Source organism: Streptomyces sp. NPDC032940 (genome assembly GCF_040636935.1).
In the GTDB taxonomy this organism is placed as follows: Bacteria; Actinomycetota; Actinomycetes; order Streptomycetales; family Streptomycetaceae; genus Streptomyces.
In genome coordinates this window covers 184868-210613 of sequence record NZ_JBEZVJ010000010.1, presented here as the reverse complement: position 1 = coordinate 210613, position 25746 = coordinate 184868, and the positions used below count along the sequence as shown (strand labels likewise).

The 25746-nt window shown below is 71.0% G+C and carries 24 protein-coding genes, 1 rRNA gene and 1 riboswitch; of the genes, 17 read left to right on the top strand and 8 right to left on the bottom strand.

Annotated features, from left to right (window positions below; genetic code table 11):
* The 11 genes from rrf to AB0E77_RS16080 all read left to right on the top strand — a co-directional run.
* A 5S ribosomal RNA gene (gene rrf, locus AB0E77_RS16130) occupies positions 1-95 on the top strand; the annotation flags it as partial.
* Between the two features lie 109 nt (positions 96-204).
* Positions 205-813, top strand: a complete 609-nt coding sequence (locus tag AB0E77_RS16125) for a CDP-alcohol phosphatidyltransferase family protein (protein WP_361570335.1) — start codon at positions 205-207, stop codon at positions 811-813.
* A 112-nt stretch (positions 814-925) separates the two neighbouring features.
* Positions 926-3421, top strand: coding sequence for a mannose-1-phosphate guanyltransferase (locus AB0E77_RS16120; protein ID WP_361570332.1), 2496 nt, complete (start codon positions 926-928; stop codon positions 3419-3421).
* Positions 3422-3588: 167 nt separating this feature from the next.
* Positions 3589-4425: a DUF881 domain-containing protein gene (locus AB0E77_RS16115; protein ID WP_361570377.1), complete on the top strand. Its 837-nt coding sequence runs from the start codon at positions 3589-3591 to the stop codon at positions 4423-4425.
* A complete protein-coding gene (locus AB0E77_RS16110; RefSeq protein WP_361570329.1) occupies positions 4422-4754 on the top strand; it encodes a small basic family protein in 333 nt (110 codons plus the stop codon). Before AB0E77_RS16115 ends, AB0E77_RS16110 begins: the two co-directional genes overlap by 4 nt.
* 5 nt (positions 4755-4759) lie before the next feature.
* Positions 4760-5605: a DUF881 domain-containing protein gene (locus tag AB0E77_RS16105; RefSeq protein ID WP_361570326.1), complete on the top strand. Its 846-nt coding sequence runs from the start codon at positions 4760-4762 to the stop codon at positions 5603-5605.
* Between the two features lie 484 nt (positions 5606-6089).
* On the top strand, positions 6090-6626 hold the full coding sequence (locus AB0E77_RS16100; RefSeq protein WP_302898902.1) for an FHA domain-containing protein: 537 nt from the start codon (positions 6090-6092) through the stop codon (positions 6624-6626).
* Positions 6627-6667: 41 nt separating this feature from the next.
* Positions 6668-7405 (top strand): MerR family transcriptional regulator, encoded by a 738-nt coding sequence (locus tag AB0E77_RS16095; RefSeq protein ID WP_361570323.1) that lies wholly within the window; start codon positions 6668-6670, stop codon positions 7403-7405.
* 83 nt (positions 7406-7488) lie between these two features.
* A complete protein-coding gene (locus AB0E77_RS16090; protein ID WP_004934251.1) occupies positions 7489-7962 on the top strand; it encodes a bifunctional nuclease family protein in 474 nt (157 codons plus the stop codon).
* 195 nt (positions 7963-8157) lie between these two features.
* Positions 8158-8841 carry a MerR family transcriptional regulator gene (locus tag AB0E77_RS16085; protein ID WP_361570320.1) on the top strand — a complete coding sequence of 228 codons (684 nt, stop codon included), beginning with the start codon at positions 8158-8160 and terminating at the stop codon, positions 8839-8841.
* A 65-nt stretch (positions 8842-8906) separates the two neighbouring features.
* On the top strand, positions 8907-10421 hold the full coding sequence (locus AB0E77_RS16080) for a DNA polymerase IV (protein ID WP_361570317.1): 1515 nt from the start codon (positions 8907-8909) through the stop codon (positions 10419-10421).
* Between the two features lie 59 nt (positions 10422-10480).
* Here the strand turns inward: AB0E77_RS16080 and AB0E77_RS16075 are convergent, their stop codons facing one another.
* On the bottom strand, positions 10481-10858 hold the full coding sequence (locus AB0E77_RS16075; RefSeq protein WP_361570314.1) for a PRC-barrel domain-containing protein: 378 nt from the start codon (positions 10856-10858) through the stop codon (positions 10481-10483).
* A gap of 157 nt (positions 10859-11015) precedes the next feature.
* A riboswitch (glycine riboswitch) is annotated at positions 11016-11123 on the top strand.
* Between the two features lie 174 nt (positions 11124-11297).
* Between AB0E77_RS16075 and gcvP the strand changes: the two genes are divergently transcribed.
* On the top strand, positions 11298-14183 hold the full coding sequence (gene gcvP, locus AB0E77_RS16070) for an aminomethyl-transferring glycine dehydrogenase (protein WP_361570311.1): 2886 nt from the start codon (positions 11298-11300) through the stop codon (positions 14181-14183).
* Between the two features lie 80 nt (positions 14184-14263).
* On the opposite strand, the gene AB0E77_RS16065 is transcribed toward gcvP, so the two are convergent.
* The 4 genes from AB0E77_RS16065 to AB0E77_RS16050 all read right to left on the bottom strand — a co-directional run bounded on the left by AB0E77_RS16065 (position 14264) and on the right by AB0E77_RS16050 (position 17234).
* On the bottom strand, positions 14264-14683 hold the full coding sequence (locus tag AB0E77_RS16065; protein ID WP_361570308.1) for a TOBE domain-containing protein: 420 nt from the start codon (positions 14681-14683) through the stop codon (positions 14264-14266).
* A gap of 26 nt (positions 14684-14709) precedes the next feature.
* Positions 14710-15789 (bottom strand): ABC transporter ATP-binding protein, encoded by a 1080-nt coding sequence (locus AB0E77_RS16060; RefSeq protein WP_361570306.1) that lies wholly within the window; start codon positions 15787-15789, stop codon positions 14710-14712.
* Positions 15786-16559, bottom strand: coding sequence for an ABC transporter permease (locus tag AB0E77_RS16055; protein ID WP_361570374.1), 774 nt, complete (start codon positions 16557-16559; stop codon positions 15786-15788). Before AB0E77_RS16055 ends, AB0E77_RS16060 begins: the two co-directional genes overlap by 4 nt.
* A gap of 279 nt (positions 16560-16838) precedes the next feature.
* Positions 16839-17234 carry a helix-turn-helix transcriptional regulator gene (locus AB0E77_RS16050; protein ID WP_361570303.1) on the bottom strand — a complete coding sequence of 132 codons (396 nt, stop codon included), beginning with the start codon at positions 17232-17234 and terminating at the stop codon, positions 16839-16841.
* Between the two features lie 293 nt (positions 17235-17527).
* On the opposite strand from AB0E77_RS16050, the gene AB0E77_RS16045 reads away from it, so the two are divergent.
* The 3 genes from AB0E77_RS16045 to AB0E77_RS16035 all read left to right on the top strand — a co-directional run bounded on the left by AB0E77_RS16045 (position 17528) and on the right by AB0E77_RS16035 (position 20661).
* A complete protein-coding gene (locus AB0E77_RS16045; RefSeq protein ID WP_361570300.1) occupies positions 17528-18820 on the top strand; it encodes an extracellular solute-binding protein in 1293 nt (430 codons plus the stop codon).
* Positions 18821-18826: 6 nt separating this feature from the next.
* Positions 18827-19825, top strand: a complete 999-nt coding sequence (locus tag AB0E77_RS16040; RefSeq protein ID WP_361570298.1) for a sugar ABC transporter permease — start codon at positions 18827-18829, stop codon at positions 19823-19825.
* A 71-nt stretch (positions 19826-19896) separates the two neighbouring features.
* Positions 19897-20661, top strand: a complete 765-nt coding sequence (locus AB0E77_RS16035; RefSeq protein WP_361570372.1) for a carbohydrate ABC transporter permease — start codon at positions 19897-19899, stop codon at positions 20659-20661.
* Between the two features lie 82 nt (positions 20662-20743).
* Here the strand turns inward: AB0E77_RS16035 and AB0E77_RS16030 are convergent, their stop codons facing one another.
* Together AB0E77_RS16030 and AB0E77_RS16025 are read right to left on the bottom strand one after the other, a co-directional pair.
* Positions 20744-20947 (bottom strand): DUF5999 family protein, encoded by a 204-nt coding sequence (locus AB0E77_RS16030; RefSeq protein WP_077800961.1) that lies wholly within the window; start codon positions 20945-20947, stop codon positions 20744-20746.
* Between the two features lie 278 nt (positions 20948-21225).
* Entirely contained in the window at positions 21226-21810 is a 585-nt protein-coding gene (locus tag AB0E77_RS16025) for a hypothetical protein (protein ID WP_361570295.1), read from the bottom strand.
* Between the two features lie 574 nt (positions 21811-22384).
* On the opposite strand from AB0E77_RS16025, the gene AB0E77_RS16020 reads away from it, so the two are divergent.
* Complete coding sequence (locus AB0E77_RS16020) at positions 22385-23902, top strand: glutamate--cysteine ligase (RefSeq protein WP_361570292.1); 1518 nt, start codon at positions 22385-22387, stop codon at positions 23900-23902.
* Positions 23903-24013: 111 nt separating this feature from the next.
* On the top strand, positions 24014-24841 hold the full coding sequence (locus tag AB0E77_RS16015; protein ID WP_361570289.1) for a type II CAAX endopeptidase family protein: 828 nt from the start codon (positions 24014-24016) through the stop codon (positions 24839-24841).
* Between the two features lie 40 nt (positions 24842-24881).
* Here the strand turns inward: AB0E77_RS16015 and AB0E77_RS16010 are convergent, their stop codons facing one another.
* Positions 24882-25691, bottom strand: a complete 810-nt coding sequence (locus AB0E77_RS16010; RefSeq protein ID WP_361570286.1) for a PhzF family phenazine biosynthesis protein — start codon at positions 25689-25691, stop codon at positions 24882-24884.
* Between the last annotated feature and the right edge of the window lie 55 nt (positions 25692-25746).

The following is a 25746-nucleotide window of genomic DNA, read 5'->3' as shown; positions in this document are numbered from 1 at the left end:
AAACGCCCGGTTACATTCCGAACCCGGAAGCTAAGCCTTTCAGCGCCGATGGTACTGCAGGGGGGACCCTGTGGGAGAGTAGGACGCCGCCGAACTCCTTTTAGAGCTCTGGCTCCTGGGCATGCAGCCCAGGAGCCAGAGCTTTTTTGTGTTGAGGTAGGGTCGGGGAGCATCATTGGCTCGTTTCTTCCAGGAGGCCCCCGCGTGGAGGTCCAGGAGACCCGCGTGCAGACTGACCGGGTCCTCACCATCCCGAACATCCTCAGCATGGCGCGCCTCGCCGGCGTGCCCCTCTTCCTGTGGCTGATCCTGCGTCCCGAGTTCGGCGGGCCGCAGAGCGACGGCTGGGCGCTGTTGGTGCTGGCCCTCAGCGGAGTCAGTGACTACCTGGACGGAAAGCTCGCGCGGCGTTGGAACCAGATCAGCAGCCTGGGTCGGCTCCTGGATCCCGCGGCCGACCGGCTCTACATTCTGTCGACCCTGGTCGGCCTCACCTGGCGGGAGATCCTTCCGCTCTGGTTGACCCTTGTACTGCTCGCTCGTGAAACGGTCCTGCTGGTGATGGTGGGCATCCTCCGGCGCCACGGCTATCCGCCGCCGCAGGTGAACTTCCTGGGGAAGGCCGCCACGTTCAACCTCATGTACGCCTTCCCTCTGCTGCTGCTCAGCGACGGCAGCGGGTGGATCGCGTCACTGGCCGCAGTTTTCGGATGGGCGTTCGCAGGATGGGGTACAACCCTCTACTGGTGGGCAGGTGTTCTCTACGTGGTTCAGGTGCGCCGCTTGGTCCGTGCGGACACCATGGCCGATTGAACTCGCCCTTTGCACGGCCGCTCCGGCCGGATGGCCCGCGCTGCAAAAGTGCGCGACCCTGGACGGGTGAAGTCGGCTTAACCGTCGTCTCTTAGAGGAGGACGCTTCCGACATGAAGGCCGTCGTGATGGCCGGAGGCGAAGGCACGCGCCTTCGCCCGATGACCTCGAGCATGCCCAAGCCGCTCCTGCCGGTGGCCAACCGGCCGATCATGGAGCACGTTCTGAGGCTGCTCAAAAGGCATGGGCTCAACGAGACCGTCGTCACCGTGCAGTTCCTGGCTTCCCTGGTCAAGAACTACTTCGGTGACGGTGAGGAGCTCGGAATGGAGCTCACCTATGCCAATGAGGAGAAGCCACTCGGTACTGCCGGAAGCGTGAAGAACGCCGAGGAGGCGTTGAAGGACGATGCCTTCCTCGTCATTTCCGGCGACGCCCTGACCGACTTCGACCTCACCGACCTGATCAACTTCCACAAGGAAAAGGGCGCGCTCGTCACCGTGTGTCTGACACGCGTGCCCAACCCCCTGGAATTCGGCATCACCATCGTCGACGAAGAGGGCAAGGTCGAGCGCTTCCTCGAGAAGCCGACCTGGGGCCAGGTCTTCTCGGACACCGTGAACACCGGCATCTACGTCATGGAGCCCGAGGTCTTCGACTACGTCGACCCCGATGTGCCCGTCGACTGGTCCGGCGACGTCTTTCCGCAGCTGATGAAGGAAGGCAAGCCGGTCTACGGCTATGTCGCCGAAGGCTACTGGGAGGACGTCGGCACGCACGAGAGCTACGTCAAGGCCCAGGCCGACGTCCTCGAAGGCAAGGTCGACGTCGACATCGACGGATTCGAGATCTCTCCCGGCGTGTGGGTCGCGGAGGGCGCCGAGGTGCACCCCGACGCCGTGCTGCGCGGACCGCTCTACATCGGCGACTACGCCAAGGTCGAAGCCGGCGCCGAGATCCGTGAACACACCGTCGTGGGATCCAACGTCGTCGTCAAGAGCGGCGCTTTCCTGCACAAGGCCGTCGTCCACGACAACGTGTACGTCGGGCCGCACAGCAATCTGCGGGGCTGCGTCGTCGGCAAGAACACCGACATCATGCGCGCCGCGCGGATCGAGGACGGCGCGGTCATCGGCGACGAGTGCCTGGTCGGTGAAGAATCGATCGTCCAGGGCAATGTGCGGGTGTACCCGTTCAAGACGATCGAGGCCGGTGCCTTCGTCAACACCTCCGTCATCTGGGAGTCGAGAGGACAGGCCCACCTCTTCGGTGCCCGCGGGGTGTCCGGCATCCTCAACGTGGAGATCACACCGGAGCTGGCCGTGCGGTTGGCCGGTGCCTACGCGACCACGCTGAAGAAGGGCTCCACCGTCACCACGGCCCGCGACCACTCCCGCGGCGCCCGCGCGCTGAAGCGGGCGGTGATCTCCGCGCTGCAGGCCAGCGCCATCGACGTACGCGACCTGGAGAACGTGCCGCTGCCCGTGGCACGGCAGCAGACCGCGCGCGGCAGCGCCGGCGGCATCATGATCCGGACCACGCCCGGGGTGCCCGACTCGGTGGACATCATGTTCTTCGACGGGCAGGGCGCCGACCTCTCACAGGGCAGTCAGCGGAAGCTGGACCGGGTGTTCGCGCGGCAGGAGTACCGGCGCGCGTTCCCCGGCGAGATCGGAGACCTGCACTTCCCGTCCAGCGTCTTCGACTCGTACACCGGGTCGCTGTTGCGGAACGTCGACACCACCGGGATCGCCGAGTCCGGGCTCAAGGTTGTCGTGGACGCCTCCAACGGAAGTTCGGGGCTCGTCCTGCCCAGCCTGCTCGGGAAGCTCGGCGTCGACTCGCTGACCATCAACCCCGGTCTCGACGAGTCCAGGCCGACAGAGTCGGCGGACATGCGGCGGTCGGGCCTGGTACGCCTCGGGGAGATCGTGGCGTCCTCGCGGGCCGCGTTCGGCGTGCGCTTCGACCCGGTCGGCGAGCGGCTGTCGCTCGTGGACGAGAAGGGCCGCATCATCGAGGACGACCGGGCACTGCTGGTCATGCTCGACCTCATCGCGGCCGAGCGGCGCAGCGGGCGGGTCGCGCTGCCGGTGACGACCACCCGGATCGCCGAGCAGGTGGCGGCGTACCACGGCACCCAGGTCGAGTGGACGACGACCTCGCCGGACGACCTCACCCGGGTCGGCGGTGAGGAAGGCACGATCTTCGGCGGTGACGGCAAGGGCGGTTTCATCGTCCCGGAGTTCAGCAGCGTCTACGACGGCACGGCGGCGTTCGTGCGGCTCATCGGACTGGTGGCGCGGACGCAGCTCACGCTCAGCCAGATCGACGCGCGGATTCCGCGGGCGCACGTCCTCAAGCGGGACCTGGCCACCCCGTGGGCCGTCAAGGGACTGGTGATGCGGCGGGTCGTCGAAGCGGCCGGAGACCGCTTCGTGGACACCACCGACGGCGTGCGCGTGGTGGAGACCGACGGGCGCTGGGTGATGGTGCTTCCCGACCCGGCCGAAGCCGTCACCCACCTGTGGGCCGAAGGACCCGACGACGCCTCCGCGCAGGCCCTGCTCGACGAGTGGTCCGCCGTGGTGGACAGCGCGGGCCGGTAAAACACACCGCACGCGCGCGTGCCGGACAAGTGCCCCCAAGGGGGCCTGTCCGGCACGCCGGTGGGGCCGTTCGGAGGTAGCGGCCGGGGCGTGCGACGATGTGCGGCATGCCGCAGCAACCCCCCGTTCGGAGCACGTCCACGCGGCCCGCACGCCCGGACGCGTCCATGTCGTTGCTCACCAACGTGATGGACCACAGCCTCGACGACGGTTACGCCGAGGCCGCCGCGCGGAAGAAGGCCGAGGGCGCCGGTGGGATGCCCCGCACCCTGCGCGCCAAGCTCGCCCTGGCGGCGGGACTGGTGCTCGCCGCCCTCGTGGTCACGGTCGGAGCGGCGCAGGCACGCGTCGCGGCGCCCGTCGTCGCCAAGGAGCGCGAGGAGCTGATCGACCGCATCGAGGACGAGACCTCGGCGGCCGACAAGCTCGAGAAGAGCGTCGACGAACTCCGCGACGAGGTGAGCGCGCGACAGCGCGAGGCGCTGGACCAGAGCGGCGACGGTGAGCGGGCCGACCTGGTGGGCGTGCTGGCCGGGGCCGTCGAGGTGCACGGACCCGGCGTGAAGCTCGTGGTGGACGACGCCAAGGACGCCGGCACCGGCAGCGACGGCCGGCCGCGCGGCACCTCCGGCTTCTCCGACACCGGCCGGGTGCGTGACCGGGACATGCAGCGCGTGGTCAACGGGCTGTGGGAGTCGGGGGCCGAGGCGGTCTCCATCAACGGGCAGCGGCTGACCGCGCTGTCGGCGATCCGTGCCGCGGGGGACGCGATACTGGTCGACAACAGGCCGCTCGTGCCGCCGTACACGGTGCTCGCGGTGGGGGACGGCAAGCAGCTCGGCAGCAGGTTCCAGGACAGCGCGGACGGGCTGTATCTGCACGCCCTGCAAGAGAGCTACGGCATCCGGACCGCCCTCTCCACGGAGGACGACCTCCGGGTTCCGGCCGCACCGAGTGTGATCGTACGAACCGCACAACCGATATCCGAGAAGGGCACATCGTGATCGCCGTACTGGGCCTCGTCGTGGGAGTCGTGGCCGGAATCCTGGTCCGGCCCGAGGTGCCGGCGGCCGTCGAGCCGTATCTGCCGATCGCCGTCGTGGCGGCGCTCGACGCCGTCTTCGGCGGGCTGCGCGCCATGCTCGACGGCATCTTCGACGACAAGGTCTTCGTGGTGTCGTTCCTGTCGAACGTCGTCGTGGCCGCACTGATCGTGTTCCTCGGCGACAAGCTGGGCGTGGGCGCCCAGCTGTCCACCGGTGTCGTCGTCGTCCTCGGCATCCGCATCTTCTCCAATGCCGCGGCCATCCGCCGGCACGTGTTCCGGGCGTGAGGCCGATGAGCGACCACGAGGAGCAGTCCGCGAACAGGCTGCGCAGGGAACTGCCCGAGGAGGTGCCGCCGGCCCACCCGTCCGCCGCGGACGCGTCCCAGGCGGAGCGGACGCAACCGGGAAACGGGCTCACCGGTCGGCAGCGGCTGGTGAAGGGGCTGTGGCCACCGCGCGTCACCCGGGCACAACTCATCGTCGCGCTGCTGCTGTTCGGCCTGGGTTTCGGCCTCGCCGTCCAGGTCGCGTCGAACAGCGACAGCGACAGCGCGCTGCGCGGCGCCCGGCAGGAGGATCTCGTCCGCATCCTCGATGAACTGGACGACCGTACTCAGCGTCTTGAAGACGAGAAGCAGGGCCTCGAGAAGCAGCGCGACGAGCTGGAGAACAGCTCCGACCAGGCCGAGGAGGCCCGCAAGCAGACGCTGGAGAAGGAGCGGCAACTCGGCATCCTGGCGGGCACGGTGGCCGCGCAGGGACCGGGCATCACGATGACGATCGAGGACACGAAGGGGACGGTCGAGGCGGACATGCTGCTCGACGCGATCCAGGAGCTGCGCGCGGCGGGGGCGGAGGCGATTCAGGTCAACGGAGTCCGGGTCGTCGCGGGCACCTATCTCTCCGACGCCGACAAGAGCGTGAGCGTCGACGGGAACAAGATCAACGCGCCCTATCGTTTCCAGGTCATCGGCAAGCCGCAGGACCTCGAACCGGCGCTCAACATCCCTGGGGGCGTGGTGCAGACTCTGGAGAAGGAACAGGCCACCGTTACTGTTGAGCGGTCGAGCAAGATCGTCGTCGACGCCTTGCGAGCGGCGAAGCGGCCTGACTACGCTCGGTCGTCCTCCCGGTGAACCGGCGGTGCATGGGGGGCGTCCGGCGAGGGCATGAGGTTGCGGGGGGTCGGCGCACCGATTGGGTGGTGCGTGGTGGAAACTGTCCGGTGGAGACGGACGTTGTAAAGGTGTCCGGGTCGGCCAGTAGGTTCAGTCAGGGTTCGTCCTGCCCCACGGGCGGGTCTGTTTCGGTCAAGGGGAATCGCCCGTGAAGTTGTTTGCGAAGTTGTTCGGCAAGAGCGCGCGAGAGGGCAGCGACAACGCGACCGCTCGCCATCGCGCCCAGCCCGACGCAGAGGGCCAGCGCCCGATGTTCCGGGACCAGGTGGCTGGTCCGGGCGGTGACATTTCCGGTGGCCAGGGCGCGCCGTCTGTTGACCCTGCGCAGTCCGGCGGCATAGGTTTCGGCCAACCCTCAGCCTCAGGTGCAGGTGGAGGGTTCAACCCCGGCCCGTACGCGTCGAACGCCCCGGCGGGGCAGCCGCGGCAGGAGGATCCGTCCATGTCGGCCCTGGTGTGTACGAGGTGCGGCAACCGCAACGCGGAGAACAGCCGCTTCTGCTCCAACTGCGGTGCCCCCCTGCGTCCCGGGGCGGTCCCGGAGCGTGCCTCCGAGACGACCTCGACGATCTCCATCTCCGGCCTGGAGGCGTACGACGCCGAGATGACCGGCCAGACGGCGGTGCCCGCGCTCTCCCCGGAGGCGCAGGCGGCCGTGGATGCGCTGCCGCTGGGCTCGGCGCTGCTGGTCGTGCGCCGTGGCCCGAACTCCGGCAGCCGCTTCCTGCTGGACGGTGAGCTGACCACGGCCGGACGTCACCCGCAGAGCGACATCTTCCTGGACGACGTGACGGTCTCGCGCCGGCACGTGGAGTTCCGCCGCAGCCCGGACGGCTCGTTCACGGTGGCCGACGTCGGCAGCCTGAACGGCACGTACGTCAACCGCGAGCGGATCGACCAGGTCGCACTGTCGAACGGCGACGAGGTGCAGATCGGCAAGTACCGGCTGGTCTTCTACGCGAGCCAGCGGGGCTACTGACCGTCCCCGGACTCGTTCCGGGGGAGTCCCAGGGAAGGTCCATGCTTCGAACACCGAGCGGCGGTGCCGTGCCCGGCACCGCCGCCGCGGACAGTCGGCTGATGAGCATCGGCTCGGTGCTGAACACGCTGCGCGACGAGTTCCCCGACATCACCATCTCCAAGATCCGCTTCCTGGAGTCGGAGGGCCTGGTCGAGCCACGGCGTACCCCGGCGGGGTACCGCAAGTTCAGTACGGACGACGTCGAGCGTCTCGGTCACGTGCTGCGCATGCAGAGGGACCACTATCTGCCGCTGAAGGTGATCCGGGAGCATCTGGACGCCATGGAGCGCGGTGAGGCGGTGCGTCTGCCGACCGTGGGCCGGCAGCGCGACGGGCAGGCCGTGCCGGAGGCCGACGAGGGACCCACGGCGGCCCGGATCGGCCGGGACGAGCTGCTCGCCGCCGCCGGCATCGGCGAGCAGGAGCTCACGGAGTGGGAGTCGTACGGGCTCGTCACTCCCCTGGCCGACGGGGTCTACGACGCCGAGGCGGTCACCGTCGCCTCGCTCGTGGTCGAGCTGGGGCGGTTCGGGATCGAGCCGCGGCATCTGCGGCTGATGAAGGCCGCCGCCGACCGGGAGGCCGGGCTGGTGGACCAGGTGGTCGCTCCGCTCAGGCGCCACCGCAACCCGCAGACCAGAGCGCACGCCGAAGCCCGCACCAAGGAGCTGGCCGCACTGGCGGTGAAGCTTCACGCGGCACTGGTGCAGACCGCCCTCGGGGTGCGGCTGCCCTGAAAGGGCCCGGCCGGGAACCCGTATCGCCCACCCGTTCCCGGCCCGACTACCCAAACGTCCCGGGCACGGCCTAGGGTTGCTGTGTGAACGAGCTCGATGTCGTAGGTGTCCGGGTCGAGATGCCCTCCAACCAACCGATCGTGCTGCTGCGCGAAGTGGGAGGCGACCGCTACCTCCCCATCTGGATCGGGCCGGGGGAGGCGACGGCGATCGCCTTCGCCCAGCAGGGCATGGCTCCCGCGCGGCCGCTGACCCACGACCTGTTCAAGGACGTGCTGGAGGCCGTCGGCCAGGAGCTCACGGAAGTACGCATCACGGACCTGCGTGAAGGGGTCTTCTACGCCGAGCTGGTCTTCGCCAGCGGCGTCGAGGTGAGCGCCCGGCCGTCCGACGCCATAGCGCTCGCGTTGCGCACCGGAACGCCGATCTACGGCAGCGACACGGTGCTCGACGACGCGGGCATCGCCATTCCCGACGAGCAGGAGGACGAGGTGGAGAAGTTCCGCGAGTTCCTCGACCAGATCTCGCCCGAGGACTTCGGCACCAGCAACCAGTAGTCACATCCACGGGCCGGGACGGGAGGCGCCGTCGCACGGTCCCGTCCGAGCGCATTCGGCTAGCCTTTCCCCGCGACGGGGCACGCGAAACCACTCTTAGGGTGATTATCACTCGGCGTGCCGAGTGTGGCGATCGTTGACGCACCGTTGGTGACTGCCTACCGTCGAGGAGGCAGGTCAAGGACGGAGGTCGGCGTGAGAATGAGCGGCGACGGTACGGCCGGGGGTGGCCCCGGACGCGGCCTCGGGGTGGGCGGCTCGCACCCTTCCCCGGGCTCTCGGTTCCGCTCGAGCGGGGGCTACCCCCAGCACGGCAGCGCGGCCGATCATGCTCCGCAGCGGCCGGCGGCCGTGCCGAGCAGCGGAGGGGCGACGTCCATGGCGTCCGAGCAGATCGGCTACCGCGGGCCGACGGCCTGCGCCGCCGCCGGCATCACCTACCGGCAGCTCGACTACTGGGCCCGTACGGGTCTGGTCGAGCCCAGTGTGCGGCCCGCCCACGGGTCCGGCACCCAGCGCCTCTACAGCTTCCGCGACGTCGTCGTGCTGAAGATCGTCAAGCGGTTCCTCGACACCGGGGTGTCGCTGCAGAACATCCGCACCGCCGTCCAGCACCTCAGGGAACGCGGCTTTCGCGACCTGGAGCGCATGACGCTGATGAGCGACGGCGCCACGGTCTACGAGTGCACCTCGCCCGACGAGGTCCACGCCCTGCTCCAGGGCGGCCAGGGCATCTTCGGCATCGCCGTCGGCGTGGTGTGGCGGGACGTCGAGAGCGCGCTGTCCCAACTGCACGGGGAGCGGATCGACACGGGGGAGACCCTGGTCGGACCCAACCCCGCGGACGAACTGGCGCGGCGCCGCAACCGGGCGGTCTGAGACACCGACCGGACCCACGGGGCACGGGCGGCGCATTGTCAGTGGCGTAGGGCAGCATCGGAGATGTGAGAACCGCGCCCACGATCCTGCATCTCGACATGGATGCCTTCTTCGCCTCGGTGGAGCAGGCGTCCAAGCCGAGCCTGCGCGGGAAGGCCGTCGTCGTGGGCGGCCTCGGACCGCGGGGCGTGGTCGCCACGGCCTCCTACGAGGCGCGGGTCTTCGGTGTCCACTCGGCCATGCCCATGGGCCAGGCCCGCCGGCTCGCGCCCAACGCCGCCTATCTCGTCCCGCGCTTCGAGCTGTACCGGTCGATCAGCGAGCAGGTGATGCGGCTGCTGCGGGCCCTGTCGCCGCTGGTGGAGCCGCTGAGCCTGGACGAGGCGTTCGTGGACCTGGAGGCCGGCGGGGCGGCCTGGGACGCGGACTCGGCGCGGCTGGCGGGAGCGAAGCTGCGCGCGGACATCCGGGCCGTCACCGGCCTCACGGGTTCGGTGGGGCTCGCCGCGTCCAAGATGCTCGCCAAGATCGCCTCGGAGGAGGCCAAGCCGGACGGGATGGTGCTCATCGAGCCCGGGACCGAGCGGGCCATGCTCGGCCCGAAGTCCGTCCGGATCCTCCCCGGAGTGGGACCGGCGACGGGCGACCATCTGCGCAGGGCCGGGATCACCACGGTCGAGGAGCTCGCCGAGGCGGGCGAGGACGAGCTGGTGCGGCTGCTCGGCAAGGCGCACGGACACGCCCTGTACGCGATGGCGCTGGCACGCGACGAGCGTTCCGTGGTGGCCGAGCGGGAGACCAAGTCGGTGTCGGTCGAGGACACCTACGACGTGGACATCCACGACCGGGTGCGGGTGGGCGTGGAAGTGGCGCGGCTGGCCGACCGGTGCGTGCGGCGGCTGCGGGGGTCGGGGCTGTCCGGCCGGACCATCGTGCTCAAGGTGCGGCGGTACGACTTCTCCACGCTGACCCGCTCGGAGACCCTGCGGGGACCCACGGACGACCCGGCGGTGGTGCGGGAGGCGGCGGCCCGGCTGCTCGACTCGGTGGACACCACGGGCGGTGTGCGGCTGCTCGGGGTCGGCGTCAGCGGGCTCGCCGACTACACGCAGGAGGACCTTTTCGCGCAGGCCGCCGGGGAACCGGCCGAGGAGCACGCGGAGGAGCCGGCGGGCGAGGAGCCCGCCGAGGAGTACCGGCCCGGTCCGGTCGGGCGCCGCTGGCCCTCCGGGCACGACGTGCGGCACGCGGAGCTGGGGCACGGGTGGGTGCAGGGCAGCGGCCTGGGGCGGGTCACGGTGCGCTTCGAGACGCCGTACTCCGGGCCGGGCCGGGTGCGGACCTTTCCGGTGGACGACCCGCAGCTGACGCCGGCCGATCCGCTGCCGCTGGTCGAGGCGCCACGAAGACCCGGGGAGGGCGGGGCGCCGGCGGCCTCCGCCGGGGCGGGGGTCGCGGAACCGCCGGCGGGTGCCGAGGGCGTCCCCCCGGCCTCCGCCGTCCCTTCGGCTGCCGGGGTCGCCGAGCAGGAGCAGGAGCAGGAGCAGGAGCCGGGGAGTGCGGGTGCGGCGACGCCCTGACCCGCGGCCGTCAGGGACGGCGGGTCTCGTGTACGAGGTGCCCTGAGCCGGCGTTCGCCTCAGCTCTCCTCGTTGCCCGTGCCCGCCAGCTTGCCGAAGTCGTGGTCGGGAAGCGGTGGAGCGGCGGCCACATCGAGACCGTAGTGGTGGTAGAGCTGGAGCTCCTGTTCCGGCGAGAGGTGACGGCCGACGCCGAAGTCGGGGGCCTCCTTGATCAGGGACCGGTCGAAGGGGACGCGCAGGGTGCCGTCGACCAGCTCGCTGGGCTCCAGGGGCACGAAGGCGTCCCTGCTGAACAGGCCGGTGCGTATGGCGGCCCACTCGGGGACGCCGGTGGCATCGTCGAGGTAGACCTCGTCCACGGTGCCGATCCTCGTGCCGTTACGGTCGAACGCCTTGCGGCCTATCAGATTGCGCGGATCGATGTCGGTACGCACGGGCCCTCCACTTGGTCGCACTCCGGTCGCAAACCAGCCGGCGAATCATCCGTCAGTACTACAAAAAGGCACATCGGGGAGAGCGGCCACTCGAAGGTGCGCTCAGTCACTCGAAGACCTGTGCGCCCGCCTCGCTGGTAGGCTGGCAAACGGCTGCTGACCCCGTGCGGGAGAGTCCTCCAGACGTCATCGCAGACATCATCGGAGGCGCCGAAGGAGCAAATCCTCCCCGGAATCTCTCAGGCACACGTACCGCACGGACGAGGTCACTCTGGAAAGCAGAGCGGGTGCCGACGGCCCCTGCTCTCACCGACGGTGAAAGCCGGCAGCTCTCGGGCGGCCCGGTGAAGCTCTCAGGTCGAGATGACAGAGGGGGAGGCCGTCCGGGCACCCGCGCCGTGGTGCCCCTCGAAGGTCGTCAGACCAGGAGGCCTCCGCAATGACCGCCCATCGCATTCCGCTCTCCGAGCTCGAACAGGCAGCACCCTTCGAGCAGCGCCACATCGGCCCCGACCGCGAGGCCCAGGCCAAGATGCTCGCGCAGGTCGGCTACGGCTCGCTCGACGAACTGACGGCCGCCGCGGTACCGGATGTGATCAAGAACGCCGACGCCCTGGACCTGCCGGGCGCCCGCTCCGAGGCCGAGGTACTGGCCGAGCTGCGCTCGCTGGCCGACCGCAACCAGGTCCTCGACTCCATGATCGGCCTGGGCTACTACGGCACCTTCACCCCGCCGGTCATCCTGCGCAACGTCATGGAGAACCCGGCCTGGTACACCGCGTACACGCCGTATCAGCCGGAGATCTCCCAGGGCCGTCTGGAGGCCCTGCTGAACTTCCAGACCATGGTCGCCGACCTCACCGGCCTGCCGACCTCCGGCGCCTCGCTGCTCGACGAGGGCACCGCCGCCGCCGAGGCGATGGCCCTGTCCCGGCGCATGGGCAAGAACAAGAAGGGCCTCTTCCTGGTCGACGCGGACGCGCTGCCGCAGACCATCGCCGTGATCCAGACCCGCGCCGAGCCGACCGGCGTCGAGGTCGTCGTCGCCGATCTGAGCGACGGCATCCCGGCCGAGGTCGCCGAGCGGGAGATCAACGGCGTACTGATCCAGTACCCGGGCGCCTCCGGTGCCGTCCGCGACATCAAGCCGGTCATCGACCGGGCGCACGAGCTCGGCGCGCTCGTCACCGTCGCCGCCGACCTGCTCGCCCTCACGCTGCTCGCCTCGCCCGGCGCGCTCGGCGCGGACATCGCCATCGGCACCACCCAGCGCTTCGGCGTGCCGATGGGCTTCGGCGGGCCGCACGCCGGCTACATGGCCGTGCACGAGAAGTTCGCGCGCAGCCTGCCCGGCCGCCTCGTGGGCGTCTCCGTGGACGCCGACGGCAACAAGGCCTACCGCCTCGCCCTGCAGACCCGCGAGCAGCACATCCGCCGCGAGAAGGCGACCAGCAACATCTGCACCGCGCAGGTGCTGCTCGCCGTCATGGCCGGTATGTACGCCGTGTACCACGGGCCGGACGGGCTGCGGGCCATCGCCCGGCGCACCCACCGGTACGCCTCCGTCACCGCCGCGGGCCTCGCGGCCGGCGGCGTCGAGATCGTCCACGGCGCCTACTTCGACACGGTCACCGCACGGGTGCCGGGCCGGGCCGGCGAGATCGTGCACGCCGCCCGCGGCAACGGCATCAACCTGCGTCTCGTCGACGCCGACCACGTGTCGTTCGCCTGCGACGAGACCACCACGCGGGCCCAGGTCAGCGGCGTGTGGAACGCGTTCGGCGTCGCGGGCGACATCGAGGCCCTGGACGCGAGCGCCGAGGAGACGCTGCCCGAGGCGCTGCTGCGCACCGACGACTTCCTGACCCACCCGGTCTTCCACCAGCACCGCTCCGAGACCGCGATGCTGCGCTACCTGCGCCGCCTCGCCGACCGCGACTACGCGCTGGACCGCGGCATGATCCCGCTGGGCTCCTGCACCATGAAGCTCAACGCGACCACCGAGATGGAGCCGGTCACCTGGCCCGAGTTCGGCGCGCTGCACCCCTTCGCGCCCGCCGAGCAGGCGCAGGGCTACCTCACCCTCATCCGTGAGCTGGAGGAGCGGCTCGCCGAGGTCACCGGGTACGACAAGGTCTCGCTCCAGCCGAACGCCGGCTCGCAGGGCGAGTTCGCCGGTCTGCTCGCCGTCCGCGGCTACCACCGTGCCAACGGCGACGACCAGCGCACCGTCTGCCTCATCCCGTCCTCCGCGCACGGCACCAACGCGGCGAGCGCCGTCATGGCCGGCATGAAGGTCGTCGTCGTCAAGACCGCCGAGGACGGCGAGGTCGACGTCGAGGACCTGCGCGCCAAGATCGAGAAGCACCGCGACGAGCTGGCCGTGCTGATGATCACGTACCCCTCGACGCACGGCGTCTTCGAGGAGCACGTCGCCGACATCTGTGCCCAGGTGCACGACGCGGGCGGCCAGGTCTACGTGGACGGTGCGAACCTCAACGCCCTGGTCGGCCTCGCCAAGCCGGGCCACTTCGGCGGCGACGTCTCCCACCTGAACCTGCACAAGACCTTCTGCATCCCGCACGGCGGCGGCGGGCCCGGCGTGGGCCCGGTGGCCGTGCGGTCGCACCTCGCGCCGTACCTGCCTAACCACCCGCTGCAGCCCGCGGCCGGTCCGAAGACCGGTGTCGGCCCGATCTCGGCGGCGCCGTGGGGCTCGGCCGGCATCCTGCCGATCTCCTGGTCGTACGTCCGCCTCATGGGCGGCGAGGGCCTCAAGCGCGCCACCCAGGTGGCCGTGCTGTCCGCCAACTACATCGCCAAGCGCCTGGAGCCGCACTTCCCGGTGCTGTACACCGGCCCGGCCGGGCTGGTCGCGCACGAGTGCATCGTCGACCTGCGTCCGCTGACCAAGGCGACCGGTGTGAGCGTGGACGACGTCGCCAAGCGGCTGATCGACTACGGCTTCCACGCGCCGACGATGTCCTTCCCGGTGGCCGGCACGCTGATGATCGAGCCGACCGAGTCCGAGGACCTGACCGAGCTGGACCGGTTCTGCGACGCGATGATCGCCATCCGCGCGGAGATCGAGAAGGTCGGCTCCGGCGACTGGTCCGCGCAGGACAACCCGCTGAGCGGCGCCCCGCACACCGCCGGTGCGCTGGGCGGCGAGTGGGACCACGCGTACACGCGCGAGGAGGCCGTGTTCCCGGCCGGGGTGTCGGTGGCCGACAAGTACTGGCCGCCGGTGCGCCGCATCGACCAGGCCTTCGGTGACCGGAACCTCGTGTGCTCCTGCCCGCCGCTGGACGCCTACGAGGACTGAGCGGGTCACGAGGACCGGGCAGGCCCGAGTGGAGGCCCCGCCCCCTTTCCGACAAGAGGGGGGCGGGGCCTTCGCCCTCGCTATGCGGTGGCGAGCGAGACCTCGGTCGCCTTGATCAGGGCGACCACGTCGGACCCCACGAAGAGGCCCAGCTCCTCGGCCGCCTCCTTCGTGATCACGGCGGTGAGTTCGGCGTCCTTCATGGTGACGTGCACGAGGGCCATCGCCTCGCCGGGCACGAGCCGGGTGACCGTGCCGGGCAGCCGGTTGCGGATCGACAGGCCGTCGGTCAAGCCGGTGGCGAGGGAGACCTCCGTCGACTTCACCAGGGCGCGGACGGCCGCCCCGGTGCCCAGACCGAGGTCGTCGGCGGCCTCCCGGGTGATGGCCGCGGTGACCTCCTGGCCCCCGGCCAGGCGGACCTTGACCGTCGCCATGGCCTCGCCCGGGGTGACGCCGGTGACGGTGCCGGGGAGCTGGTTGCGGATGCTCAGGCTCATGCAGGCACCGTAGCCCGGCGACGCCGTCACGCCGGGTATGCGTGGGTCTGCGTCGCCTTGACCGTCGCCCAGACCGGTGCGCCCGGATGCAGGCCCAGCTCGGCCGCGGCCACCGTCGTGAGGTCGGCGGCGAGGGCCAGTTCGCCGGTCAGGTCGACGCGGATCTGGTCGCCGTGGGTCTCCAGGCCCGCGACCTCGCACCGCCACAGGTTGCGTGCGCTGGAGCCGGCCGGGCGCTCCCCGTACAGGGTCACGGCGCTCGGCGGGAACGCCACGAAGACCGGTCCGGAGAGGTCCTCCGTGGTCGTGACGGCCGGGCCGGCGCCGAGCCGGACGGTATGGCCCTCGGCCCGCCCCCGGTAGAGGTTCAGGCCGACCAGCTGCGCGATGTAGTCGGTGCGGGGCCGGCGGGCGATGTCGGCGGGGCTGCCCTCCTGGACGACCGTGCCGTGCTCGACGACCACCAGCCGGTCGGCCAGCACCATGGCGTCCAGCGGGTCATGGGTGACCAGGACCGCGACGGCCTCGAAGCCGGCCAGATGACGGCGGAGCTGGGCGCGCACCTCGAGCCGGGTGCGGGCGTCCAGCGCGGCGAGCGGCTCGTCGAGGAGCAGCAGCCGGGGATCGGTCGCCAGGGCGCGGGCGAGGGCGACGCGCTGCGCCTGGCCGCCGGAGAGACGGCGGGGCTTGGCGCCGGCGTGGCCGGCCAGGCCCATGCGGTCCAGCCACCCGGCGGCCAGGGCTCTGGCCTCGGCCTTGGTCGCGCCCCGGCAGCGCGGGCCGAAGGCCACGTTGTCGAGGGCGGTCAGGTGCGGGAAGAGCAGGTAGTCCTGGAAGACGACGCCCACCGGCCGGGACTCGGGCGGCGTACGGTCCAGCGCGATGCCGTCGAGACGCAGATGACCGCCGGTGGGCGGCAGCAGGCCGGCGAGCGCGCGCAGCGCGGTGGTCTTGCCGGCGCCGTTGGGGCCCAGCAGGGCGAGGACCTCGCCGGGCGCGGCGGTCAGTGACACGTCCAGGCGGAAGTCGCCGCGGTCCACGACGAGCCGTGCGTCGAGGCCGCCTCCGGGCACGGTGCGGGTGGCGGTGGGCTCGGGTGACTTCATGCCGTCCTCATCCATCGGTCACGCAGTCCGGCCAGTACGGCGATGGAGACGGCCAGCAGCACCAGGCTGAGGGCGATCGCCGCCGCCGGATCGGTCTGCAGCGCGAGATAGACCGCGAGCGGCATGGTCTGGGTCCGGCCGGGGAAGTTGCCCGCGAACGTGATGGTCGCCCCGAACTCGCCCAGCGCCCGCGCCCACGCCAGGACGGAGCCCGCCGCGATGCCCGGTGCTATCAGCGGCAGCGTGACCCGGCGGAAGGCGGTGAAGCGGGAGGCGCCCAGCGTCGTGGCGGCCTCCTCGTACCGGGGGTCGGCGGCCCGCAGGGTGCCCTCCACGCTGATGACCAGGAAGGGCATCGCCACGAACGTCTCCGCGAGGACGACGCCCGTCGTGGTGAACGGCAGCGTGATCCCGAACCACGCGTCGAGCCACTGCCCGATCACCCCGTTGCGGCCGAACGCCAGCAGCAGGGCCACGCCGCCCACCACCGGGGGCAGCACCAGCGGCAGCGTCACCAGCGCCCGCACCAGGCCGCGGCCGGGGAAGTCCGTGCGCGCCAGCAGCCAGGCCAGCGGGACGCCGATCAGCAGGCTCAGCAGGGTGGCCGAGGTGGCGCACACCAGCGACAGCCGCAGCGCCTGCCAGACCTCGGCGCTGGTCAGCTGATCGGGCAGGCTCCGCCAGGGCGCCCGCACCAGCAGGGCGACCAGCGGGAGCAGCAGGAACGCCAGGCCGACGAGGGCGGGCACGAGAAGGGGGACCGGCACGATACGCGCGGACCTGCGGGAGCGCTCGCGGCGCTGCCCGCCCGCCGCGGTGTCCGCCCCGGACCCCGGGGACTTGGTCGTCACGGGCCGCTCCCTCGGTCACGGTCGGGAGCCGGACGGGCCCGGCCGCCGGGCGCGCGTCGGGGCTCCCCGAATGCGCCGATCATACTTCCGCACCTGCGAGGCGTGAGTCTCCTGTCTCATCGCATGAGCGGGCCCCTGTGATCACAGGGCTTGCATGTGCGTTCGTACGGGGGCCGGGGCGTCCCGCCCGGGGTGGGGTCACGCCTTGTCGATATGCACATTCGTCGACTTCACGCGGGCGGTCGCCTCCATCCCGACCTCCAGGCCGAGTTCCTCGACCGCCTCGCGGGTGAGCAGGGAGACCAGCCGGTGCGGGCCGGCCTGGATCTCGACCTGGGCGGCGATGTCGCCGAGCTTGATCGCGGTCACGATGCCCGGGAAGGCGTTGCGGGCCGAGGTGTAAGCGGTGTCGTCGTCGGCGCCGGCCGACCGGGCCAGGTCGACCGAGAACGCGGCCAGGTCGCGGCCGTCGACGAGCCGCCGTCCGCCCTCGTCGCGGTGGGTGGTGATCCGGCCCGCGTCGGCCCAGCGGCGGGCGGTGTCGGGGCTGACGCCGAGCAGCCGCGCCGCCTGGCCGATCGTGTAGGACTGCATGCCGGTCACGATAGGCGGCGGCGGATGACCGGTGCGTGCAGGGGGCTCGCGGGGAGCCGCGTCGGACCGGACGGGGCGCGTCCCTGGGTCCGGCGAACGTTCGCAGCGACAGTCGAATGTTTCGGCCATTTCCCCTGCTTCGGATGATCTCAGCGGTGTCCGCAGCGGGACCTGGCGCAGATTCCTTCGGTACAAGGGCTTGCCACCGTTTATGGGCTGTCTCTAGGGTGCGGCATCAACGCAGCTTTCTGGATTCTGTCCGAAACTTTCGGAAAACACTCGAGGAGCGCAAGATGGGCGACCCGGCACTGTCCCGCCGCGGCTTCATGGCGGCCTCCGCCGCGGCCGGTCTGGGAATGACGGCACTGAGCGGCTGTGGCGGCGACTCCGAGGAAGGGTCCTCGGGAACGACCACGATCGAGTGGTGGAACATTTCCACCACCCAGCCGACGAAGGACGTCTGGGCGGCGCTCGCGAAGCAGTTCGAGGCGCAGAACCCCCAGGTGAAGGTGAAGATCGTCCAGCTGGAGAACGACGCCTACAAGTCCAAGATGACGGCGCTCACCGCCTCCGGGAAGCTCCCCGACATCTTCCACACCTGGGGCGGCGGCGTCCTCGAGCAACAGGTCGAGGCCGGTCTCGTCGAGGACCTCACGGACCGGACGAAGGAGTGGAGCGACGGCCTGCTGCCGGTCGCCAAGGAGCCGTACCTCATCGACGACAAGATGTACGGCATCCCGTTCGACATCGGCATGGTCGGCTTCTGGTACAACAAGGCGCACTTCAAGGCGGCGGGCATCGCCGCGCCGCCGACCACCTGGAGCGGCTTCCTCGACGCCGTGCGCGCGCTGAAGGCCGCGAAGATCACGCCCCTCGCCCTGGCGGGCAAGGAGAAGTGGCCCGGGATGTACTACTGGGCGTACCTGGCGATGCGCACCGCCGGTGCCGATGCCCTGGAGAAGGCCAACGACGACAAGGACTTCACCGGGGACGAGTTCGTCCAGGCCGGGCAGCACCTGCAGGAGCTGGTGGACCTCCAGCCGTTCCAGAAGGGCTTCCTCGGCGCCGCCTACTCCACCCCCAGCGGCCAGGCCGCGGCCGTCGGCAACGGCAAGGCCGCGATGGAACTGATGGGCCAGTGGGCCCCGGTGGTGGAGGCCGACGCGGGCAAGGGCCTCGGGAAGGACCTCGGCTTCTTCCCGTTCCCGGCCGTCGAGGGCGGCAAGGGCACGATCACCGAGGTGTTCGGCGGCGGCGGCGCACACGCGCTGCGCCGGGACGCCCCGCAGGCCGCCGTGGACTTCCTGAAGTTCTTCGCCTCGGCCGCCACCGACCGCGAACTGGTCAAGAAGACCGGCGTCCTGCCGGTGGTCCCCGCCGCCGAGGACGCCCTGGCCGACCCCAATCTGCAGGCCGTGCAGAAGCAGCTCAAGGAAACCACCGGCTTCCAGCTCTACCTCGACCAGGCCTACGCGCCCGCCCTCGGCCAGGAGATCAACGACAGCGTCGCCGCGCTCGTCGCCGGCTCCAAGTCGCCGCAGCAGGTCGCCGAGTCGATCACGAAGACCGCGAAGGAAGAGCAGTAGGCCCCGATGACCTCCACGTTTCTGCCGGACAAGCGGACCGGCCCCGACGCCGACCGCCCGCCCCCGCCCGCCGGCGCGGCCCGGGGCCGGGCCCGGCGCCGTACGTACCACTGGCTCACCGCGGTGGGCTTCCAGGTGCCCGCGCTGGTGCTGTTCATCGTCCTGGTGCTGCTGCCCATCCTGTTCGCGCTGTACGCCGCCTTCTTCCGCTGGGGCGGCTTCGGGATGCCCTCGGAGTACATCGGCACCGAGAACTTCACCCGCGCCTTCGACGACCCCGTATTCCTCGGCGACCTGTGGCGCTGCCTGTTCCTGGTCGTGCTCTCCCTCGTGGTGCAGCTTCCGTTCGCGCTCGCCATGGCGGTGCTGCTGAACCAGAGGATGCGCGGCCGGGCCGTGTACCGGATGCTCTTCTTCGCGCCGTACGTGCTCTCCGAGGCCATCACCGGCGTGCTGTTCGCGATGATCTTCGCCCCCGGCGACGGCCTCGCCGACCGCATCCTGGGCGGCATCGGCCTGGAAGGGCTCGGCGGGGAGTGGTTCGCCGATCCGTCGATGGTCATGGCGACCCTCTTCCTGGTGATGACCTGGAAGTACTTCGGCTTCCACATGATGCTCTACCTGGCCGGGCTCCAGTCGATCCCCAAGGAGCTGAACGAGGCGGCGCTCATCGACGGCGCGAACGCCTGGCAGCGCTTCCGAAGCGTCACCCTGCCGCTGCTCGCCCCCACGCTGCGCATCAGCGTCTTCCTGTCGGTGATCGGCGCGATCCAGCTGTTCGACCTGGTGTGGGTGATCACCCAGGGCGGGCCGGACCACCACTCCGAGACCATGGCCGTGACCATGTTCCAGTTCGGCTTCAAGCGCTACCAGGTCGGCTACGCCAGCGCGATCAGCGTGGTCATGTTCGGCATCAGCCTCGTCTTCGCCCTCGCCTACCAGCGGTTCGTGCTCCGGCGCGATCTGGAGGGAGCCACCACGACCATGCGAGGAGGCGGGAAGTGACCGTCCGTTCCAAGACCCGTGCGCGGCGGGCCCTTCCCGTGCACGCCGTCCTGATCGCCGTCGGCGCGGTGATGGCCGTACCGCTGCTGTACGCGGTGCTGTCCGGCTTCAAGTCCACCGACCAGCTGTCCAGGAACCCGGTCGGGCTGCCCGACCCGTGGGTGACCTCCAACTACACCGGCATCCTGGGGTCCGGTTCCTTCTGGCGGCTGGTCGGCAGCAGCACGCTGATCGCGGTGGCGACGACGGTCCTGGTGGTCGCGGTGTCCGCGCTGGCCGCGTTCTCCTTCGCCCGGTTCGCCTTCCGCGGGCGGGAGTTGCTGTTCACCCTGTTCACCGTGGGGCTGATGTTCCCCTTCGCGGTCGCCGCCCTGCCGCTGTTCCTGCTGCTGCGCTCGCTGGGGCTGCTCGACAATCCGCTGGGCGTCATCCTGCCGCAGGCGGCCTTCGGACTGCCGATGACGATCATCATCCTGCGCGGCTTCTTCCGGGAGATCCCCGGGGAGCTGGAGGAGGCGGCCACGCTCGACGGCTGCGGTCCGTTCGGCTTCTTCTGGCGGGTGCTGCTGCCGATGGCCCGGCCCGCGCTGGGCACCGTCTCGGTCCTGGCGGTGGTGACCAGCTGGAACAACTTCTTCCTGCCGCTGCTGGTGTTCACCGACTCCACGTGGTGGACGATCCCGATCGGCGTGCAACAGTTCCAGGGGCAGTACTCGGCCGACACGGCCCGTGTCTTCGCCTACCTGGTCCTCGCGATGGTGCCGGCGCTCGCCTTCTACTCCGTCGCCGAACGTCAGCTCGTCGGCGGGCTGACCGCGGGCGCCACGAAGGGGTGACCGGCGCCGGGCCGGTGCGCGGGAGCGTCCGCGGGCCGGCCCGGTGTGCCGGGCGGAGCGGTGCGTACCGCCCGGCGGGTGGTCAGGCGGCGGTCATCAGCCCCGCGCCGAGCGGACGGTGCGGAGCGATGACGCGGCCGTCCGGCAGCAGTTCACCGGTGTCCTCGAACAGGACGACGCCGTTGCACAGCAGGCTCCACCCCTGCTCCGGGTGGTGCGCCACGAGACGGGCGGATTCCCGGTCGGCGGAGTCGGCTGGTGGGCACGGTGGCTGGTGCTGGCACATGAGTGGGGTCTCTCGGTCCGTCGTGATGGATGAGTGCGCTGTCTTGTCTGTCCCGCGGCGTGAAACGTCGTCCATGGCCGCCCCCCGTTGCTAAGTCGGTCCGAACCCAGTGTTGCCCCACGGGCGTCGATCCGCAGGGATTTCGCAGCACCGCTTCTCATCGGTTGGAGACGCGTCACTCGCGCGGACGGTTCAGCGTCATCGCACTGTCACTTCGGGTGATTCGCATGGCCGGATGGGACTAGTCCGCCCGGGCCGGGGCCCGGGCGGAGGAGCCGTCAGACGGGGGAGCGGAGCAGTGGCGCGGGCGTCACCCGGTGGGTCAGCACCGGGAGCAACTCGGCGACCTGGTGCGGCCGGTGGGCCGCGATGCCGGGCGGGGCCGGCGCGAGCGGCACCAGCAGGTCGCTTCCGTCGGGGTACCCCTCGGCCGGGTCCGCGGCGCAGTCCCCGTGCAGCCACAGCGTGAGCATGTAGAGGCCGGGCACCGACAGCAGCCGCGGCTGGTAGGCCCCGGGCAGCGCCTCGGCCTGGCGCAGGGCCCGTTCGGTCGAGGCGATGTAGGGGCCCTCGAAGAAGCGGGAGAAGGTCCACCCGTCCGGGGTCGGCATGGTCTCCGCCGCCGCCACCGCCCGCTCGCCGGAGCGGATCAGGAACCGCCAGCCGGTCAGCCGGGTGGCCGTCACGCCCTCGGCGGACACTCCCTCCAGCACGTGCACGGGCAGGGGCAGTTCGGGTGTGGTGGGCCCCTGGGCGACGAGCAGGGACGGGGTCCTGGCCTCGCGGACCGCAGTGGGGGACGAGAGTGCGGTCAGGACGGAGCGCAGGGCGGGCGCGGGAGCCGGGGGGACATGCAGCGGCATGGTGGACGCCTCTCATTCGAAGGCACGGTGGCGCGAGGGCGGTGCGACAGGGCGGGGCGGGGCGTGCGGGGCGGACGACGCTGTCAGCTCACGGGGTGGGAAGGCAGGGGCCGGGGTCCGGAACCGAGAAGTGGGGTGAGGCCTGCCGTGCGTCAGCTCGGCGGCAGGATCCATCGACCGTGGGCGCCGGTCATCTGCCTTGTGGGCGGAGTTTATACGACATGTGTTCAGACTGTGTTTCAACTAGCCGCTCGCGGCAGGCGAAACAAGGGCGCATTCGGTCGCGTATATGCGAGAATCCTCCGCATTTCACGCCCGGCGCACGCCCCTGACCTCCGGGGGTTCTCACCGAGCGGTCGGCCAATTCTCGTCGGCGTTTTTCACGACGCGCCGGGCCCTGAATCTGCTGGAGGCACCATGCCCGGTGAATGTGCCACCGGTCACAGCGCTTCAGCGTAGCGGGTGCCGGGGTCGCGCGGGGACGTTATCGATCGCTTCCGCGGGGCATCATCCCACCTGACCGGCACACCGGCTGCCGGATCTTCCACCCACCGCCCCGAGAAGGGACTCTTCCATGGGGGAGAAGGTCGTGGCAGGTCAGTTCGACCTGTCCGATCGCCAGCGCTACCGCGACAAGCTCCAGCGGTGCCTGACGGGACTGGAGCGACTGCTGGCGGAGAAGCGGTTCGACCGTCCGAAGAACCTGATGGGGCTGGAGATCGAATTGAATCTCGTCGGTGCCGACGGGATGCCGAAAATGTTGAATGCGCAAGTCCTGGAGCGCATCGCGAGCCGCGATTTCCAAACAGAACTCGCCATGTTCAACCTGGAAGTCAACATCGCGCCGCACCGGCTGGGCGGCCGGGTATTCGACCGGCTCGCCGAGGAGATCCGCACGTCCTTGGCATATGCGGACCGGAAGGCCGGAGAGGTCGACGCGGGAATCGCGATGATCGGAATTCTGCCGACCCTCGACCGGGACGACCTGGTCTCGTCCAACCTCTCGGCCGTCGACCGCTACGCGCTGCTCAACGAACAGATCGTGGCGGCCCGCGGCGAGGACTTCACCCTCGACATCGAAGGCGTCGAGCGCCTCACGTGCACGTCCAAGTCCATCGCCCCGGAGGCCGCCTGCACCTCGGTGCAGCTGCACCTCCAGGTCACCCCGGACCGCTTCGCCGACGTGTGGAACGCCGCCCAGGCGGTCACCGCCGCGCAGATCGCCCTCGGCGCCAACGCGCCGTTCCTGTTCGGCCGCGAGCTGTGGCGCGAGTCCCGGCCCCCGCTGTTCCAGCAGTCGACCGACACCCGCCCGCCCGAGCTCCAGGCCCAGGGGGTGCGCCCGCGCACCTGGTTCGGGGAACGGTGGGTGACCTCGGCGTACGACCTGTTCGAGGAGAACCGGCGCTACTTCCCGGCGCTGCTGCCGATCTGCGACGACGAGGACCCGCTGGAGGTCCTGGACGAGGGCGGCGTGCCCAGGCTCGCGGAACTCGTCCTGCACAACGGCACCGTCTACCGCTGGAACCGCCCCGTCTACGACATCGCCGACGGCGTCCCGCACCTGCGGGTGGAGAACCGTGTCCTGCCCGCCGGCCCGACCGTCGTCGACGTCATCGCCAACGCGGCCTTCTACTACGGTGTCGTCCGCGCGCTCGCCGAGGAGCCCCGGCCGGTGTGGACCCGGCTGCCCTTCGAGGCCGCGGCCGCCAACTTCGAGGCCGCGTGCCGCCACGGCATCGACGCCCGCTTCGAGTGGCCCCGGCGCGGCAGGCTCGGCGGCACCGCCGAGGTCGACGCCGCCGTCCTCGTGCGCGACGAACTGCTGCCGCTCGCCGAGGCCGGGCTGGACGCGTGGGGCGTGGAGCCCGCCGACCGGGACTTCTATCTCGGGGTGATCGAGGAGCGGTGCCGCCGCCGGGTCAACGGAGCTTCCTGGCAGGCTGCCACCTTCCACCGGGCACTGGAGGCGGGGGCGTCGCGGGAGGCGGCGCTGGCCGCGACGACCAGGCGCTACGTCGAGCTCATGCGCCAGGGTGACCCCGTGCACCTGTGGCCGGTGGGCCTGCCGGAGCCGGCGCCGCTGGGCTGACACGCACCGGATCCGCCCCGCCGCGCGCACCGTCCACCGGGACCGCCCCCGCCGCGCGCCGCCTCATACTGATCGGGCAAGCTGTGACGTCCCAGCTGGAGGCAGGTGTGCATGGCGGAGGCGGGCCCGGTGGACGATGCGTTCCCTCAGCAGCCACTCGGCGAGGAACCCCCTCGCGAGCGGCGGCTCACGCGACGGATCCTGCGTGACGAGACGCTGCTCGTCCTGGCGCTGTCGTTGGGGGCCAGCGGGGTGTCGGCCCTCATCAGCTTCATCGGCTCGCTCACCCGCCCCGGTGGCCTCAAGGACCAGGCGGCCACCCTCAACGCCTCCGCCGCGCCCGGCCGCCCCTGGCTGGACCTGGCCTGGCAGCTCTTCGGCATCGCCACCGCACTGGTCCCGGTCGCCCTGGTCGCGCACCTCCTGCTGCGCGAGGGCAGCGGCCTGCGCGCCCTCGGCTTCGACCGCAGCCGTCCCTGGCCGGACCTGGGACGCGGGGCCGCCGTCGCCGCCGTCATCGGCAGCAGCGGCATCGCCTTCTACCTGGCCGCCAGGGGGCTCGGCTTCAATCTGACGGTGGTGCCCGAGGCGTTGCCCGAGGTGTGGTGGAAGTACCCCGTGCTCATCCTCTCGGCGGTGCAGAACGCCGTCCTGGAGGAGGTCGTCGTCGTCGGCTATCTGCTGCGCCGGCTCGACCAGCTGGGCTGGAGCCGGGGCGCCTCGATGGCGGGCAGCGGGGTGCTGCGCGGTTCGTACCACCTGTACCAGGGCGTCGGCGGCTTCGTCGGCAACATGGTGATGGGAGTGGTGTTCGTGTACCTGTACCGCCGCTGGGGCCGGGTCGGTCCCCTCGTGGTGGCGCACTCGCTGCTCGACATCGGCGCCTTCGTGGGTTACGCGCTGCTGGCCGGGAAGGTCGGCTGGCTGCCGACGGCGTGACGGGGACCCGGGCGGCCCCCGTGCCCCCGTCGGACCCGGCCTAGGCCAGCAGCTCGCCCTCGATCACCGTCACCGCGCGCCCGCTCAGCAGCGTGCGGTCGCCGCGCAGCTCCGTGCGGACGCGGCCGGAGCGCGGCGAGGCCTGGAGTCCGGTGAGGTCGGGGCGGCCCAGGCGTCCGGCCCAGTACGGCGCGAGAGCCGTGTGCGCGCTGCCGGTGACCGGGTCCTCGTCGATGCCGACGTTCGGGAAGAAGCAGCGGGATACGTAGTCGTAGCCGCGGGCGGGGTCCTCCGCGCGGGCCGTGGCGATGATGCCGCGCCGCGAGTGGGCGGCCAGGGCCTTGTGGTCCGGGGACAGGCCGTGGACGGTCATCTCGTCGGCGACCTCCACCAGCAGGTCACCGACGTGGGGACCGGTGTCGAGGGCCGCGTGCGGCGTCGCGCCCAGCGCGTCGGCGAGGCCCGCGGGGACCTCGGCCGGCGTGAGCGGGGCGGTCGGGAAGTCCAGGGTGATCGAGCCGTCCTCGCGGGGCACGGCGATCAGGACGCCGCTGCGGGTGGCGAAGCGCACGGGACCCTCGTGAGCGCCCGTGGTGTGCAGGACGTGGGCCGTGGCGAGCGTCGCGTGGCCGCACATCGCGACCTCGGTGGCCGGCGTGAACCAGCGCAGCGCCCAGTCGGCCTCGCCGCCCGCGGGCAGCGGGTGGGCGAACGCGGTCTCCGCGTGGTTGACCTCCAGGGCGATCTTCTGGAGCCGGTCGTCCTCAGGGAAGGCGTCGAGGAGCAGTACCCCGGCGGGGTTGCCGGCGAAGGGCCGGTCGGTGAAGGCGTCGACGATTCGGATGCGCATGTCCCTGACGTTAGGCGCCCGGCGAATCCGCGGACCAAGGCCAATCCGCGAGCCC

Coding starts and splice junctions, on each gene's coding strand:
- AB0E77_RS16105 (WP_361570326.1), top strand. CDS start 4,760: ATGAGCGACCACGAGGAGCAGTCCGCGAACAGGCTGCGCAGGGAACTG.
- AB0E77_RS16025 (WP_361570295.1), bottom strand. CDS start 21,810: ATGCCGCTGCATGTCCCCCCGGCTCCCGCGCCCGCCCTGCGCTCCGTC.
- AB0E77_RS16115 (WP_361570377.1), top strand. CDS start 3,589: ATGTCGTTGCTCACCAACGTGATGGACCACAGCCTCGACGACGGTTAC.
- AB0E77_RS16015 (WP_361570289.1), top strand. CDS start 24,014: ATGGCGGAGGCGGGCCCGGTGGACGATGCGTTCCCTCAGCAGCCACTC.
- gcvP (WP_361570311.1), top strand. CDS start 11,298: ATGACCGCCCATCGCATTCCGCTCTCCGAGCTCGAACAGGCAGCACCC.
- AB0E77_RS16100 (WP_302898902.1), top strand. CDS start 6,090: ATGTCGGCCCTGGTGTGTACGAGGTGCGGCAACCGCAACGCGGAGAAC.
- AB0E77_RS16060 (WP_361570306.1), bottom strand. CDS start 15,789: ATGAAGTCACCCGAGCCCACCGCCACCCGCACCGTGCCCGGAGGCGGC.
- AB0E77_RS16030 (WP_077800961.1), bottom strand. CDS start 20,947: ATGTGCCAGCACCAGCCACCGTGCCCACCAGCCGACTCCGCCGACCGG.
- AB0E77_RS16095 (WP_361570323.1), top strand. CDS start 6,668: ATGCTTCGAACACCGAGCGGCGGTGCCGTGCCCGGCACCGCCGCCGCG.
- AB0E77_RS16035 (WP_361570372.1), top strand. CDS start 19,897: ATGGCCGTACCGCTGCTGTACGCGGTGCTGTCCGGCTTCAAGTCCACC.
- AB0E77_RS16065 (WP_361570308.1), bottom strand. CDS start 14,683: ATGAGCCTGAGCATCCGCAACCAGCTCCCCGGCACCGTCACCGGCGTC.
- AB0E77_RS16045 (WP_361570300.1), top strand. CDS start 17,528: ATGGGCGACCCGGCACTGTCCCGCCGCGGCTTCATGGCGGCCTCCGCC.
- AB0E77_RS16120 (WP_361570332.1), top strand. CDS start 926: ATGAAGGCCGTCGTGATGGCCGGAGGCGAAGGCACGCGCCTTCGCCCG.
- AB0E77_RS16020 (WP_361570292.1), top strand. CDS start 22,385: ATGGGGGAGAAGGTCGTGGCAGGTCAGTTCGACCTGTCCGATCGCCAG.
- AB0E77_RS16050 (WP_361570303.1), bottom strand. CDS start 17,234: ATGCAGTCCTACACGATCGGCCAGGCGGCGCGGCTGCTCGGCGTCAGC.
- AB0E77_RS16040 (WP_361570298.1), top strand. CDS start 18,827: ATGACCTCCACGTTTCTGCCGGACAAGCGGACCGGCCCCGACGCCGAC.
- AB0E77_RS16010 (WP_361570286.1), bottom strand. CDS start 25,691: ATGCGCATCCGAATCGTCGACGCCTTCACCGACCGGCCCTTCGCCGGC.